Source organism: Clostridium sp. BJN0013 (assembly GCF_040939125.1).
Classification (GTDB): Bacteria; Bacillota; Clostridia; order Clostridiales; family Clostridiaceae; genus Clostridium_B.
The window spans coordinates 1,272,260-1,287,390 of record NZ_CP162495.1 but is presented as its reverse complement, the minus strand read 5'-3'; the positions used below and the strand labels follow the sequence as shown (position 1 = coordinate 1,287,390).

At 33.7% G+C, this 15,131-nt stretch carries 13 protein-coding genes; 4 read left to right on the top strand and 9 right to left on the bottom strand.

Annotation, left to right across the window (positions count from 1 at the left end):
• Window positions 1–13: 13 nt before the first annotated feature.
• The 9 genes from preA to AB3K27_RS06610 all read right to left on the bottom strand — a co-directional run bounded on the left by preA (window position 14) and on the right by AB3K27_RS06610 (window position 10,845).
• The gene (gene preA, locus AB3K27_RS06650) at window positions 14–1,219 is read right to left on the bottom strand and encodes an NAD-dependent dihydropyrimidine dehydrogenase subunit PreA (RefSeq protein ID WP_368490449.1); all 1,206 of its coding nucleotides are present in this window, start codon (window positions 1,217–1,219) and stop codon (window positions 14–16) included.
• Window positions 1,216–1,545, bottom strand: a complete 330-nt coding sequence (locus tag AB3K27_RS06645) for a hypothetical protein (RefSeq protein ID WP_368490448.1) — start codon at window positions 1,543–1,545, stop codon at window positions 1,216–1,218. The genes preA and AB3K27_RS06645 overlap by 4 nt, the downstream gene beginning before the upstream one ends.
• A 32-nt stretch (window positions 1,546–1,577) precedes the next feature.
• Window positions 1,578–2,945 carry a dihydropyrimidinase gene (gene hydA / locus AB3K27_RS06640; RefSeq protein ID WP_368490447.1) on the bottom strand — a complete coding sequence of 456 codons (1,368 nt, stop codon included), beginning with the start codon at window positions 2,943–2,945 and terminating at the stop codon, window positions 1,578–1,580.
• Window positions 2,946–2,986: 41 nt separating this feature from the next.
• The gene (locus tag AB3K27_RS06635; RefSeq protein ID WP_368490446.1) at window positions 2,987–4,474 is read right to left on the bottom strand and encodes an NCS1 family nucleobase:cation symporter-1; all 1,488 of its coding nucleotides are present in this window, start codon (window positions 4,472–4,474) and stop codon (window positions 2,987–2,989) included.
• Between the two features lie 35 nt (window positions 4,475–4,509).
• Complete coding sequence (locus tag AB3K27_RS06630; RefSeq protein WP_368491193.1) at window positions 4,510–5,736, bottom strand: Zn-dependent hydrolase; 1,227 nt, start codon at window positions 5,734–5,736, stop codon at window positions 4,510–4,512.
• Window positions 5,737–5,869: 133 nt separating this feature from the next.
• Window positions 5,870–7,228 (bottom strand): aminotransferase class III-fold pyridoxal phosphate-dependent enzyme, encoded by a 1,359-nt coding sequence (locus tag AB3K27_RS06625; protein WP_368490445.1) that lies wholly within the window; start codon window positions 7,226–7,228, stop codon window positions 5,870–5,872.
• A 56-nt stretch (window positions 7,229–7,284) separates the two neighbouring features.
• Window positions 7,285–8,433 carry an iron-containing alcohol dehydrogenase gene (locus AB3K27_RS06620; protein WP_368490444.1) on the bottom strand — a complete coding sequence of 383 codons (1,149 nt, stop codon included), beginning with the start codon at window positions 8,431–8,433 and terminating at the stop codon, window positions 7,285–7,287.
• A gap of 323 nt (window positions 8,434–8,756) precedes the next feature.
• The gene (locus AB3K27_RS06615; RefSeq protein WP_368490443.1) at window positions 8,757–9,968 is read right to left on the bottom strand and encodes a PucR family transcriptional regulator; all 1,212 of its coding nucleotides are present in this window, start codon (window positions 9,966–9,968) and stop codon (window positions 8,757–8,759) included.
• A gap of 322 nt (window positions 9,969–10,290) precedes the next feature.
• Entirely contained in the window at window positions 10,291–10,845 is a 555-nt protein-coding gene (locus AB3K27_RS06610; RefSeq protein WP_368490442.1) for a hypothetical protein, read from the bottom strand.
• Window positions 10,846–11,241: 396 nt separating this feature from the next.
• On the opposite strand from AB3K27_RS06610, the gene AB3K27_RS06605 reads away from it, so the two are divergent.
• The 4 genes from AB3K27_RS06605 to AB3K27_RS06590 are packed head-to-tail and all read left to right on the top strand — an operon-like array spanning window position 11,242 to window position 15,099.
• On the top strand, window positions 11,242–12,165 hold the full coding sequence (locus AB3K27_RS06605; RefSeq protein ID WP_368490441.1) for an ABC transporter permease: 924 nt from the start codon (window positions 11,242–11,244) through the stop codon (window positions 12,163–12,165).
• Window positions 12,166–12,176: 11 nt separating this feature from the next.
• Window positions 12,177–13,091, top strand: coding sequence for an ABC transporter permease (locus AB3K27_RS06600; protein WP_368490440.1), 915 nt, complete (start codon window positions 12,177–12,179; stop codon window positions 13,089–13,091).
• Window positions 13,092–13,109: 18 nt separating this feature from the next.
• Entirely contained in the window at window positions 13,110–14,126 is a 1,017-nt protein-coding gene (locus AB3K27_RS06595; protein WP_368490439.1) for an ABC transporter ATP-binding protein, read from the top strand.
• Window positions 14,116–15,099: an ABC transporter ATP-binding protein gene (locus AB3K27_RS06590; protein WP_368490438.1), complete on the top strand. Its 984-nt coding sequence runs from the start codon at window positions 14,116–14,118 to the stop codon at window positions 15,097–15,099. The genes AB3K27_RS06595 and AB3K27_RS06590 overlap by 11 nt, the downstream gene beginning before the upstream one ends.
• Window positions 15,100–15,131 lie beyond the last annotated feature (32 nt).

The window sequence follows — 15,131 nt, the reverse complement described above, 5'->3', positions numbered from 1 at the left end:
TTGTTTCTTTAAATCAAATAATTTTTTTAATCTTCTCCCCAGATACTATATCCTCTACCGGACATATGTTTAGACACAGATGACATCCTGCACATTTATTTTTTAATAATGAAGGTTTCCTATTTTCATAGTCCCATTTTATGGCCTGATGGCCTCCATCATAACAAGATATATAGCATCTGCCGCAGCCTACACAGTTGCGATATGTAAACTCTGGATACACTACATAACTTCTGTCCAGTTCATCTGCTGGAACTACATTTTTGAGTGCAAAACCCACTAAGTCTTCTAACACATTAAATCCTTTTTCTTCCATATAGTAAGATAATCCGCTGATTAAATCTTTTATTATTCTGTACCCATACTGCATAATTGCCGTAGTAACCTGAATATTTGAAGCTCCCAAAAGTATAAATTCTACTGCATCTTCCCAGTTTTCTATTCCACCCATGCCACTTATAGGAATGCCCTTTAATTTAGGACTTTTAGCTAAATCCTGTATAAATCTAAGGGCTATAGGCTTTATGGCTTTCCCTGAATATCCAGATACTGAGGATTTTCCGCTTATTATAGGATAAGGTGAAAATTTATTTAAATCTACCCTGGTTATACTCTTTATGGTATTGATAGCAGCTATTCCATCGGCTCCTCCCCTTATAGAAGCAGCTGCAGGTATTGTCATGTCTGAAAGATTAGGTGTCATCTTGGCAAGTATAGGCAGGGAGCTTCCCTTTCTCACTGCCCTGCAGTAATTTTCCACCAGCTCAGGACTCTGCCCTACATCCGCCCCCATGGACTGTGAAGACATTTGCGGGCAGGAAAAGTTACATTCAATTATATCCGCTCCTATCTGGGTAACCATCTCTGCTAATTTGGTCCACTCCTCTTCAGTTTCTCCCATAATGGATGCAACTAAAACTTTTTGAGGATATTTTTCTTTCAATTTTCTCATATGCCCCAGATTCTCTTCTAGGGGATGGTCTGAAATCTGTTCTAAATTTCTAAAGCCTACAAAAGGTACATTTTCCTTACCTATTACATCAAATCTTGGAGATACTTCATCTGGAATATAAAATCCGATAGTTTTAAATACTACACCTGCCCATCCCATATCCAGTGCCTTGGAACACATTTCAAAATTATTACCTACTACAGAGGAGGATAAGAAAAATGGATTTTCACATTCTATACCACAAAATTCTATTGAAAGATCTTTCATTTTCTAATCTCCTCCAGTTTTAAATGCTTTTTATTATATAAAAATTCATGTACCATCTTTATTTTTATAGGTCTGTCAATTTTGCCTCTTATACAATTTCTCTGACAGTACATCTTATTATTACAGGCCAAGCCACACTCTCCTGCCCTATTTAAGTCTTCCATGGTTTTATAGTAAGCTCCCTTGTAATTTTTAAACCTTAAAGACATTATAATATCTGATGGAGCCTTTTTACCTGGACATGCTTTACTACAGGGTGGATCATAGCATAAAAGACATCTTGTTACTTCTTCTATTATCTGTTTGAATTTTATCTTATCTTCCATTTAAAAGCCTCCCATCTAATTTAAACTCTAGATTATTTTCTCCTTTTCCTCTTTAAGAATTTTCCCCAGCCAGGTTCTCCTAAGAATTCTCCATCTTTAAATACTAATTTTCCCCTTGAAAAAGTCATAGCCGGGTATCCTTTCAACTTTACCCCTTCCCATATGGTATGATCCACATCTGAATGCATATTTCCCTTAGAAATAGTAAAGTCTTTATGGGGATCATATACAACAATATCCGCATCTGCTCCTACTGTAATGCTGCCTTTTTCAGGAAAACACCCATATATTTTAGCAGGATTTGTAGAACACACTTCTACTACTTTATTGAAAGAAAGCCTTCCTTTATTGGCTTCACTTAACATATAGGGATACATATTTTCTATACCCATGCACCCATTCGGTATTTTGGTGAAATCATCCTTACCCCAATCCTTTTCATAGGTTTGAAATGGGCAGTGATCTGTAGCTATAGTTGCAATATCTCCAGTTTTTATGCCCTGCCACAGGGCATCCTGACTTTCTTTTCCCTTCATGGGCGGAGAACATACAAAATTTCTTCCATCTTTCCTTTTATAAACCTGGTTAGTAAAATATAAATATTGAGGACAGGTTTCTGCATATATCTCATACCCTTCATCTCTAGCTTTCTTAACTTCTTCCATTCCCTCTTTATTTGCAAGATGAACTATATATAAAGGGGCATTTAGCGCCTTAGCCCAGTGTATGGCTCTTTTATCCGCTTCTGCTTCTACAAATTCCGGTCTTGAAAGGTAATGATACCACGGAGAAGTTTTTCCCTCTTTTAAAAATTGCTCTGTCCTTATATCTATTAAATCTGGATTTTCTGCATGAACTGCTATAATGGCACCTACCTCTTTGGATTTTTCAAGTACCTGACACAATACACCATCATCTGCCATTAATCCTTCCTTTTTATACACCATAAATACTTTAAAGCTAGGTATTCCATAACTTACACAAGCTTCAAATTCATCCAAAATTTCTGGTCTCAAATCTGATACAACCACATGAAAAGCATAATCCACACAAGCCACAGGTGCACACAATTTATTTCTCTCCTCTGCAGTTTGAATTAGTCCATGCCCCTTTTGTTGAAGGGCAAAATCAAAAACTGTAGTTGTTCCACCACAGGCAGCTGCTCTTGTACCTCCTTCATAATCATCTGCAGATACCGTTCCTCCAAAAGGCATTGCAAGATGGGTATGGGCATCTATGGCACCTGGAAGTACAAATTTACCTTCTACATCAACTACCTTTGCATTTTTATCTTCAATCTGGCTGGCTATAGCCGTAATCTTTCCATTTTTTATACCTATATCTGCCCTATAGGTATCTGACGCTGTCATTATAACACCGTTCTTTATAATCATATCCATTATTTATCACCTCATAAAATAATCTGAACCTAAGAATCACTTTATTCATTTACAAGTGCTCCAACGGATTCTATATTTTTAGTAGAAACACTTAATAAATAGTAAACCACAAAAGATACTGCAAAACCTACAAACCAGGCATAGTCAACCAATCCATTTAAGCTTGGAATTATTTTGCCTATAAGGGCTGCAAATATACCTACAGCTAGTGAAATAACAGCTTTTATGTTAAAACCTTTGTTATAAGTATATTTTCCTTTTATTAGATATAGATCCTTAAGAACCAAATTTTTCTTTTTTATAATCCAGTAATCACAAATAATTATTGCTGCCACTGGTCCAAGGATTCCAGAATAAGTGCCAAGCCATGCATATATATATCCACTAGGATCAGCCAGCAGCTTCCATGGCATTATAAGTATTCCAATAATACCTGTAATAAGACTTCCCATTTTAAAACTTATGTGTTTAGGTGCTATGTTTGAAAAATCATTTGCCGGTGAAACAATATTTGCAGCTATGTTAACAGAAAGAGAAGCCACCACTATTCCAAAAAATCCAATTAATAATGCTATAGGATTAGTAAATCTAGCTATTATATCTACTGGATCCCACATGGCTTTACCATATATAATCACGGTAGCAGAAGTTATTATTATACCCATTGCGGAAAATATAGTCATGGTTATAGGAAGCCCTAGAGATTGTCCCACCATTTGCTCTTTCTGTCCTTTTGCAAATCTTGTAAAATCAGGTATGTTCAATGAGAGAGTAGCCCAAAATCCTACCATACTGGTAAGTGCCGCAGGAAATACCTCCATAAAATCACCCATAGTTTTAAGCTTACTTTCCTCGCTTAAAAGAGGACCAAAGCCATGTGCAGAACTCACTGCCCAAATTACCAAAAATACGGCTAAAACTATTACTGCCGGTGCCGCCCAATTTTCAAATTTTTTAAGCTGTTCCATTCCTTTGAATATAATAAACATCTGTATGCCCCAGAATATCATAAATGTTATAGCCGCAGGCAAACTTAATCCCGCTATTTGAAAACTTCCACCTAGGGTTTTCCACCCCGGAATTACAGCGGAAAATAATACATTTAATGCACTTCCACCTATATAAGTATTAATTCCAAACCATCCACAGGCTACAACAGCTCTAAGTATTGCAGGTATATTGGCACCAAATACTCCAAAGGCCGCCCTTGAAAAAACCGGAAAGTTTATTCCATATTTAGTTCCAGGATGAGCATTTAATAAAATAGGTATTAAAACTATAAGATTCCCAAGGGTAATAGTAAATAAAGCCTGCTTCCAATTCATTCCTAGGGATATTAAACTCCCTGCCAGCATATAGGTAGGTATGCAGTGAGCCATTCCAATCCAGAGGGCAGTAAAATTATAAGTATTCCAGGTTCTCTCTTTAACAGGTACGGGGGCATTATCATCATTATATAATTTACTTTCTGTGACACTTGTATCTGACTTATCTAATTCATATATTTCTTTTTCCATGAGTTGTTCCATAATAATCCCTTCTTTCTTTTAATAAATACATTGTTTTACATCTTATCTATATCTAATATAGTCTGAAGCAATACATTGGTACCTTTTACACAATTATCAAGAGGAGTTTTTTCTATTTCACAATGGCTGTGTCCACCAATACTTGGAACAAATATCATAGTTACAGGCAGCATATCAGCTGCAAACTGAGCATCGTGTCCAGGACCGCTGTACATTCTCATGTTGGAGTATCCACAAAGATTTGCATTTTTTTCAACTAAATTCACTAATTCTTTATTAAAGCTGACAGTTTTACGTGCCCACAATTCCTGGCAGCTAACTTTGCAACCTGCAAGTTCACAAGAAATGCTCTTAATGATTTCAACTACCTGCTGTACTACTTTGGGATCTTGATGCCTTGCATCCAAAGTAAATTTAACATGTTCTGGTATAATTGTGTGCACATTTGGTGAACAGTTAATTCTGCCAGTAGTATAAACCAACTTGTCATCAAGCTTGTCAAGTTCCCTGTGAAGATACAAAATGGCCTCAGAAGCAGCTAAAAGAGCATCTTTTCTCATTTTTTGCGGAACAGTTCCTGCATGTCCAGCCTGACCTATAAATTCAAATTCATAATTAACCATTCCAACAACACCTTCTACAACACCAATATCCTTTTTTGCAGCCTCAAGTACTGGTCCCTGCTCAATGTGCAGTTCAAGAAGAGCTTTATAATCCTTGGGATTTATCCTATTTTTTTCATCACCCTTATACCCACTTGCATCCAAGGCTTCTCCAAAAGTTATGCCTTCTGTATCTTTTGATGCAAGCATCTTTGTCTTATCAAATTTACCGGTAATAACACCTGATGACATCATGGCAGGGTCAAAACGTGCCCCTTCTTCATTAGTCCAGATCATAACCGTAATTGGATGACGATGTGGAATATTTTCTGTAACTATAGTTTCAGCTGCTTCCATTGCAGTCAGTACACCTAAAATTCCATCATAATTTCCACCCTGTACTACTGAATCACAATGGGAGCCCATTGCAATATGCGGAAGATCTTCTAACCCCTTGAAAGTAGCATACATATTTCCCATATCATCCGTTACAATTTCTGCACCTAGTGTTTTCATTCTTTTTGAAAATTCCCCTCTTGCCTGAAGGGCTGCCTCTGATAGGGATAACCTTGTTATGCCGCCGTTTCCAGTATCACCAAACTTACTGAAAGTGGCAATTTTATCTTCCATCCTGTCTTTGTTACAAATGATTTTTCTCATTTCTTCTACTTCTTCCATAAATAAATCTCCTTTACAAATTCATTAAATTGGTTTAGAATATAACACGCGATTATTTTTAATTTATTGGTGTCTTTATATATATTTTAAAAGGCACTTATTTTTTTATTTTTCTCTATTTCTTGATATACTCATCCACAAAATCCAATACTTTATCTAAAATATCCATCGCCTCTTCTAGTTCTTCCTTTTTAATAATAAGTGGAGGGGCTACCATTATACAGTTTTCATGAGAATAAGTTGAAAACCCTTTTTCCTTTAACATACCTACAATTTTAGGCATTATCCCTTCAGTATCCTTTCCATAAGGCACTAATGCTTCTCTTGTACTTTTATCTTTAACCAACTCTACTGCGGAAAATAGACCTATATATCTAACATCTCCTACACTTGCATGTTTTTGTTTTATCTCTTCCAGTTTTTGCCCCAAAATAACACCCATCTTTTTAGAATTTTCTATTAAGTTTTCTTCTTCATACACTTCTATGGTTGCACATCCTGCAGCACATCCCAGTGGATGGGCATTATAAGTAAGTCCACACATAAGCACATTATCATCAAAATACTCACCTATCTTTTTGCTTACAATAACTCCTCCCATAGGCACATATCCGCAGGTAACACCTTTTGCAAAAGTAATAATATCTGGCTCTACATTCCAGTTATTGCAGGCGAACCATTCTCCAGTTCTGCCCCATCCAGCCATAACTTCATCGCATACCATGATTATTCCAAATTCATCGCATAACTTTCTTATACCTTGAAGATATCCCTTAGGTGGAATAATTACACCATTACTTCCTGTTACAGTTTCCAAGAAAATAGCCGCCACAGTTTCAGTTCCCTCATAAATTAATTGATCTCTTAATTTTTCAAGATAAAATTCACATGCTTTCTCTTCACTTTCAAATCTTATACTTTCTCTGTAAATATAGGGATCAAAAAATTTAACAAATCCCGGTATACCTGGTTCACAGGTATATCTTCTTGGTTCTCCTGTTAAGTTTGCAGCTCCAAAGCTTGCCCCATGATAAGAACGGTACCTGGAAAATACTTTAAATCTCCCTGTTACCATTTTAGCTATCTTTATAGCATTTTCATTAGAATCTGCCCCGCCTAACGTAAAAAATACTTTTCCCATATTTTCAGGAGCTTTTTCTATAACTTTAGCTGCTAATTTGGACCTTACATCAACTGCATATCCAGGACCTATAAAAGGCATTTTATCCGCCTGCTCTTTTATAGCATTTATCACTTTTTTATTTCCATGTCCTATATTTAAATTTACAAGCTGTGAGGACATATCAAAATACTTTTTACCTGTACTGTCCCAAAAGTAAATTCCTTCAGCTTTTGTAATTACAAGTGGATCTAATTTTTTTTGTGCGCTCCATGAATGTAAATTATACTTTTTATCATATTCTTTTATTTTATTACTTTCTAAACCCAATTCCTCATTTTGCAAAATTTCCATTTCTACTCCCCCTAATATATGAATCATTTTTAAAAACAACCTTCTTTGAACATGCCTTAGTATATTGTCTTATATATTTCTATAAGCTGTTCTACTTCAGGCCTTCTCGGATTAAGTGCTGTAGTCTTGCTCTCCATGGCATCTTTGGCCATTTTCTCAAAATTGTTTTTATCTACTCCCACTTCTTTTAAACTTGTTGGCAGTCCTGTTTCTAAAAATAGATTTTTTATAGATTCTATAGCTAAATAGCTGGCTTCTCTTATAGATTTGCCCTCTATATTCTCCCCCATAGCCTCTGCCACAACCTTAAATTTTTCTGAACATGCGGCCCTGTTAAATTTCATTACTTCCGGAAGAAGCAGTGCGTTTGCAAGACCATGAGGAACTTTATAATAGACTCCAAGGGGCCTGGACATAGAATGGACAAGTGCCGTAGATGAATTACTAAAAGCAAGACCTGCATACATTTGGGCAAGTAACATGTTACCTCTAGCTTCCATATCATCTTCTTTTAAAATTGCTTTTACTAAATTACCAGTAATAAGTTCTATAGCCTTTATTGCATACATGTCAGATATAGGCTGGGCAGCTTTAGATATATATGCTTCTATGGCATGAGTAAATGCATCCATCCCTGTGGCTGCAGTAACACTTTGGGGCATCATTTTAGTAAGCTTCGGATCTAAAATGGCTACCTTAGGTATAAGAAAATCACTGGCAATTAACATCTTAATTTTTCTCTCTATATCTGTTATTATGGAGTATTTACTAACCTCACTGCCGGTACCTGCAGTAGTAGGTACTGCTACTATAGGAATTCCATCAACCTCAGGAGTCTTTTTTTCGTAATCTAAAATATCCCCTCCATTGGTAGTTACTGCACTTATGGCTTTCGAAGCATCTAGTGCACTTCCTCCTCCTAATGCTACTATTACATCTACATTTTCTTCTTTGGCAGTTTGTACTCCAGCCCTCACTGTATTCACACTGGGGTCAGATTCTACCTTATCAAATATTACATAGTTTAAACTTACCTGTTTTAAACTATCCAGAACTTTATCCAAAGCCCCTGTTTTCTTAGATGAATATTTTCCTGTAACTATCATAGCTTTTTTGCCTAGTTCTACAGATTTAGCTCCAACTAAGTTTACTGAATCCTCCCCATAAATTATATCTCTAGGACATTGAAATATAGAATAACTCATAAAAACACCTCTGCTCATTTAAAATTCATTAATTTATTATATCATTTTTTAATAATATAATAAATATCATGGATATAAATTATCATATATAAAAACATAATCATATATCCACAGTGTACAAATATATTGCTATTTTTTTGTACATTGTAAATTATAACCTCAAATTTCCACAAAAAATAAAAACTACAAAACATATTTTTGTAATTTTCATTTCTTATATATAGAAATTTATTTTATCCGAAGCTGCCCTTGCTGATACTCCCATATTTTTCAAAGTGGGAGATAAGCATTTCTCTATAGCAAACTCCGCCTGAACCTAAGAATCACTTGATTAAATTTAAGAAAATTCCTATTCTTATACAAAGTTTAATATTAAATATTACCTCTTCATCTTTTAAATCACAATTCAATATTTCTTCTATTCTTTTTACTCTATATTTTATGGTATTTCTATGAATATACAATATCTCTGCAGTTTTACCTAAATTTCTATTTTCTCTTAGATATACAATCAAAGTTTCCAGTAGATTAGAAGAATTCTTTTCATCATATTTTTTTAACTTCAACAAATTTTCATCGAATAATTTTTTCATTTCATTATAATCGTTTATTTCAAAAAATAATCTAAATATACCTAAATCCCTGTAATTTATAATGCAATCATTTTTTTTATAAAGCTTTGTCATTTCAAGGGCTTTTCTAGCTTCCAGGATAACTTTGTTAAAGCCTCTTAAATGATCACAAACTCCTCCAATTCCTATACTTACCGTAATAAAACCAATTGTCCTATTTATCTGATTTTTTATGGATTCTGCAATATAATCTACATTATTATTTTTTTTCTCTACAGGCATCATAAAGAAGAAGTCATCACTCTGCATGGTATAAAGACACTTTTTATTATTTTTATACATTACATACTCAATAGCCTCCTGAATACGATTTTTTATACTATAGATATCCTCATCATGCACTTTATTTTCTTTCAAATAAAGTCCGAAATTATCTATATCCACTACCAGGGCACAATAATTTTTATTTTCATTGTAACCATATAAAGTAGCTCTACTTAATATTTCTTCTGTAATATTTACATCTTCAAAAATTATTTCTCTCATAAAATTGCTCATAGATTCCTTTTCCAACTTTTCTGTAAAAATAGTTCTGGAAATATTTTGAGTTATATCTATTAATCTAACTTCAAAGGGCAGTTCAAATATTGGGAAATCCACACTGTCTGCAAAATCTAATATCTCTTTAGGTGTTTTTTCAATATAAGGCCCTACATTTATAACAAGTCCTGCCAGCTTTCTCATATTAATATCCTTTACAAATTGCAGCAGCAGCTCTGTATTGTTTCCTATGGCTACACCTGTAATAAATAGAAGTTCTCCACCTTTTACCCAATTAGATACATCAGGAACTTCAGTAACATGCACCCATCTGATTACTTTATTTAAGCCACCTTTTCCTGCTACAACTTTCATCTTTTCAAGTCCTGGTAGATTCAATATGTTCTTACAAGTTATAAACATACCTATCATCCTCCACAAAAAATAAATTTAAAAATCCACAACTATATAATTTGCACTTCTAAACAACTAATAAAATATTTAAACGGATAGATATTAATATGATCTAGTTAGTTGCTAATGAAATTTATATAGAATAACACTTACATTCTATTATAACTTCAGAGGTTACACATAACAAGCGTAACACCTTCACCTGAAAAAACGGAAAAATGATATTATATTTGGAAAACGGATAGTAGGAACGACAAAACAAAATGATATTTTCAAAAAGAAAGTCCATATATCTTCAATTCGTAATTTGAATATAGAGATCCAATCCTGTTTATACTAAAGCTAGGGTTGGATCAAGAAGTTTCCTGACTTCTGCCGGACAGCCAGCATACAACTGAATAAATTCAATAAATGAGAATACTCCAAAATATTGACCGGAGTATATGATAACAGATTTCTGCTTGTCTGATTTGTAGTTCTTGATGACTGCAGGCAGTGACTTGCCTGAATATTTGCTGACAAAATTTCTAATGACACCTTCTGAAAACAAACCTTTGTTCATATCCCTGTCGGTATCCCATATATTCCATCCCAGTTCAGATAAAAGTTCACTGTCTGTTACTGCAAATACAACATCAGTCAAACTTGTCTTTAGTTTCATTTTGACTGTAACTGCCAGTGCAATTAATATATCTAAAGGTAACTTTTTATTTTTACTTCGTTTGTCCTTGAAACTGTTTGATAATTTATCTATAAGATTTATTTTTTTCATCTTTAATGTTATGGTATCTATGAGGTTTGGAAAGTTGACATCAGCAGCATCAATGCTGCCGCACTTTATACTTTCTAAAACTTTCTTTTTATTATTTTTACTTAACTGTAACATTATAAATATCCTCCAGATTATTATTGTGTTGGTATATTTATAATTTTACCTTTGAACTTAATATTTTACCATAGTATGCTCTCATTCTTTATATTACGAATTGCAGATATAAATGATTAGAAATTGACAAAGATTTAGATCTATAGTAGCAATAGAATTAAGCATTGTTAGTACCTGAATAGTTACTAAATTAATAAATATATAAAATATTAGTACCAATAATATCAAATGTCAAAAAAGGTTGAAAGTGGATAATTAAAATGGTAAAATATATAATAATATTATTTTTAACAAAACCACATTTATTTATAAATATAGCTATTCAATGTAGAATTTAGACTAAAATTACTTTTATAGTAGGGAACTTACAATTTTAGTGTACAATGGAGGTCAAAAATGCTGAAGTATGTTTTAAAAAGACTAGTATATAGTGTTATTACAATTTGGTTTGTGTTATCAATAACCTTTTTATTAATGCATTCAATTCCAGGGGGACCTTTTGATGATGAAAAGAAACTTCCACCTCAAATCAAAGCTAATTTAGAGCAAAAATTTGGATTGGACAAGCCACTTGGTAAACAATATACTACTTATTTAGATAATGTAGTATTACATGGTGACATGGGTCCATCTATGAGGTATGAAGGAAAAAGTGTAAATGAAGTAATATCTCAGTCATTTCCTGTATCTGCTAAAGTAGGATTATTAGCTGTAGCTTTTGCTTTAATATTAGGTATATTTATGGGAACAATAGCTGCATTACACCAAGGTAAGTGGCAAGATAGCCTATCAATGTTTGTATCTACTTTAGGAGTAACTGTTCCTAATTTTGTTATGGCAACGTTTTTTATTTATTTTTTCGCAGTTAAACTAGGTTGGTTTCCTGCTGTAGGATTAGATACTCCTAGAAGCTATATACTTCCATCTGTTGCCCTAGGTGCATATTCTATGTCATTTATAGCTAGATTATCAAGGTCAAGTTTATTAGAAGTAATAAGACAGGATTATATAAGGGTGGCTAAGGCAAAAGGTTTATCTGAAATAAAAATAATATATAAACATGCCCTAAGAAATTCACTTATACCTATAGTTACATATATAGGTCCTTTGTTTGCAGGCATACTTACCGGAAGTTTTGTAGTAGAAAATTTATTTGGTATACCAGGCCTTGGAAGAGAATTTGTTCAGAGCATATACAATAGAGATTATACTACTATATTGGGTGTTACTATATTTTATAGTGCATTTTTAATAATGTGTAATCTAATTGTAGATATATTGTATGTAATTATAGATCCTAGAATAAAACTTCAATCTTAGGAGGTTAAAAGATGCAATTACCAAAAGATGCATTTGAAAAGGTTTTAAAACAACAAAAAGATCTGGAACCCATAGTAAGACCACATATCTCTTACTGGCAGGATGTATGGAGAAGATTAAAAGACAATAAATTGGCTGTGGTGGGTTTAATGTTTGTAATATTTATTACTTTTCTTGCTATATTTGGGCCAATGTTTTCTAAATATAATTATTACAGCCAGGATTTGAATATGGCCAATTTACCGCCAAGTGGTACCCACTGGTTTGGAACAGATAAATTTGGAAGAGATGTATTTATAAGAATACTGTATGGTGCAAGAATTTCACTTACAGTAGGGTATGTTGCAAGCTTATTAAATATAATAATTGGAATATTATATGGTGGAATAGCAGGTTATTTTGGTGGAAAAATAGATAATATAATGATGAGGATAGTAGACATTCTCTATTCTATACCTATGACAATTTATGTAATACTTTTCATGGTAGTATTTGGTGCTGGTCTTAAAAGTATAATAATAGCCCTGGCTGTGGCATTCTGGCTTACTATGGCAAGAATAGTCAGAGGAGAAATAATGTCTCTTAAACAACAGGAATTTGTACTTGCTGCAAAAACCCTAGGAGCATCCTCCTTCAGGATAATCTTCAAACATCTCATTCCAAACTGTATGGGACCAATAATTGTAACCTTAACTCTTTCAATTCCAGAAGCTATATTTACAGAATCATTTTTAAGCTTCATAGGCCTTGGGGTATCTGCTCCCATGGCATCCTGGGGAACTTTAGCTTCCGATGCACTAGATGGATTTCAATTATATCCTATGCAATTATTTTTTCCATCTATAGCCATATGTTTAACTATGTTGGCATTTAATTTATTAGGTGATGGATTGAGAGATTCTCTAGATCCTAAAATGAAAAAATAATTAAGGGGGATTATAGTAATGGATAAATTACTTGACATAAATAATCTATATACATCTTTTCACACTTATCTTGGAAAAGTAAAAGCAGTACAAGGAGTATCCTTTTGTTTGGATAAAGGTGAGGCTCTCGGAATAGTTGGAGAATCTGGCAGTGGAAAAAGTGTAACCATGATGTCAATTATGAAACTTCTTCCGGATAATGGTGAAATACAAGTAGATAGTATAAAATTCTTAGATAAAAATTTAACTAAATTAGATAACAAGGAAATGGAAAACATAAGAGGCAACGAAATTGGAATGGTATTTCAAGATCCTATGACATCTTTGAACCCAGTTTTAAAAATAGGATACCAATTGGCTGAACCCTTAATAAAGCATAAACATATCAACAAAAAAGATGCCAATAAAAAAGTTGTTGAGATGCTAAAATTAGTTGGAATACCTAGTGCAGAGAAAAGAATAAATCAATATCCTCATCAATTTTCAGGCGGAATGAGACAAAGAGCAATGATAGCTATGGCTCTTATCTGTAACCCAAAGCTTTTAATTGCAGATGAACCTACCACAGCTTTAGATGTAACCATACAAGCGCAGATAATAGAACTTATGAAGGATTTAAAATCTAAAATAAATATGTCTATAATTCTAATAACTCATGATCTGGGAATCGTGGCTGATCTGTGTAGTAGAATAAATGTAATGTATGGAGGAATGATTATTGAAAAGGGAAGTACAAGAGATATTTTTTATAACTCAAAGCACCCCTACACATGGGGACTTTTAAGAAGCATACCCAATCCTAAAGCAGAAATAAAAGAGAGACTGAAACCAATAGAAGGAACTCCACCGGATTTACTAAAACCTCCAAAGGGATGTCCATTTTATCCGAGATGTGAGTATGCAATGAAAATATGCTTAGAGCAAATGCCTCAGGCATTTAAAATTAGTGAAGATCACTTTGCTTCATGCTGGCTCAATTATCCTGATGCACCGAAAGTAGATATTACCATAGGAGGTATGAAGAATGGCAGCTAAAAAACCATTTGTTGAAATTAAAAATCTAAAAAAATATTTTCCAGTAAAAAAATCCTTTTTTGGAAAAGCATTAAGTAATGTTAAAGCTGTAGATAATATATCTTTTTCAATAAACAAAGGGGAAACTTTAGGATTAGTGGGAGAGTCTGGATGTGGCAAAACTACTATAGGAAGAACTGTAATCAAATTATACGAACCGACGGATGGACAAATTATATACGATGGAGTAGATATATCTGAATTTTCTTCTGGTGAAATGCTTCCCTATAGAAAGAAAATGCAGATGATATTTCAGGATCCTTATGCATCATTAAATTCAAGGATGACAGTAGGAGATATAATAGGCGAATCTATAGACATACATAATTTAATGAATGGAAGAGAAAGAAAAGACAGAATTCAATATCTTCTAAATAAAGTAGGCTTAAATAAAGATCATATCAGCAGATATCCTCATGAGTTTTCAGGTGGTCAAAGGCAAAGAATAGGAATAGCAAGGGCTCTTGCAGTAGAACCTGAGTTTATAATATGTGATGAACCTATATCTGCCCTAGATGTATCAATTCAGGCGCAGGTAGTAAATATGCTGGAAGATCTTCAAGATGACTTAGGCCTCACTTATTTGTTTATAGCCCATGATTTATCCATGGTAAAGCATATATCTACTAAAATTGGAGTAATGTATCTTGGAAAAATGATGGAGATGGCTGAAAGCAATGAGTTATATAGCTATCCTGTTCATCCTTATACTAAAGCGCTATTATCTGCAATACCAATCCCAGATCCTGATATTTCAGCTAAAAATAAGAGGATAATGCTGGAAGGTGAAACACCTTCTCCAATTGATCCTGCACCAGGATGCAGATTTAAAGATAGATGTAAATATGCTATGAAGGTGTGTGCTGAAGAAGAACCAGAATTAAAGCAAGTAGCTGATGGACACTGGGTATCATGTCATTTGTGTAACAAATAATACTACTTAGTTTTTATATAAATTATATTCTT

Coding starts and splice junctions, on each gene's coding strand:
- AB3K27_RS06645 (WP_368490448.1), bottom strand. CDS start 1,545: ATGGAAGATAAGATAAAATTCAAACAGATAATAGAAGAAGTAACAAGA.
- AB3K27_RS06630 (WP_368491193.1), bottom strand. CDS start 5,736: ATGAGAAAAATCATTTGTAACAAAGACAGGATGGAAGATAAAATTGCC.
- AB3K27_RS06620 (WP_368490444.1), bottom strand. CDS start 8,433: ATGAGTTATTCTATATTTCAATGTCCTAGAGATATAATTTATGGGGAG.
- AB3K27_RS06605 (WP_368490441.1), top strand. CDS start 11,242: ATGCTGAAGTATGTTTTAAAAAGACTAGTATATAGTGTTATTACAATT.
- AB3K27_RS06610 (WP_368490442.1), bottom strand. CDS start 10,845: ATGTTACAGTTAAGTAAAAATAATAAAAAGAAAGTTTTAGAAAGTATA.
- AB3K27_RS06615 (WP_368490443.1), bottom strand. CDS start 9,968: ATGTTTATAACTTGTAAGAACATATTGAATCTACCAGGACTTGAAAAG.
- preA (WP_368490449.1), bottom strand. CDS start 1,219: ATGAAAGATCTTTCAATAGAATTTTGTGGTATAGAATGTGAAAATCCA.
- AB3K27_RS06590 (WP_368490438.1), top strand. CDS start 14,116: ATGGCAGCTAAAAAACCATTTGTTGAAATTAAAAATCTAAAAAAATAT.
- AB3K27_RS06635 (WP_368490446.1), bottom strand. CDS start 4,474: ATGGAACAACTCATGGAAAAAGAAATATATGAATTAGATAAGTCAGAT.
- AB3K27_RS06625 (WP_368490445.1), bottom strand. CDS start 7,228: ATGGAAATTTTGCAAAATGAGGAATTGGGTTTAGAAAGTAATAAAATA.
- AB3K27_RS06600 (WP_368490440.1), top strand. CDS start 12,177: ATGCAATTACCAAAAGATGCATTTGAAAAGGTTTTAAAACAACAAAAA.
- hydA (WP_368490447.1), bottom strand. CDS start 2,945: ATGGATATGATTATAAAGAACGGTGTTATAATGACAGCGTCAGATACC.
- AB3K27_RS06595 (WP_368490439.1), top strand. CDS start 13,110: ATGGATAAATTACTTGACATAAATAATCTATATACATCTTTTCACACT.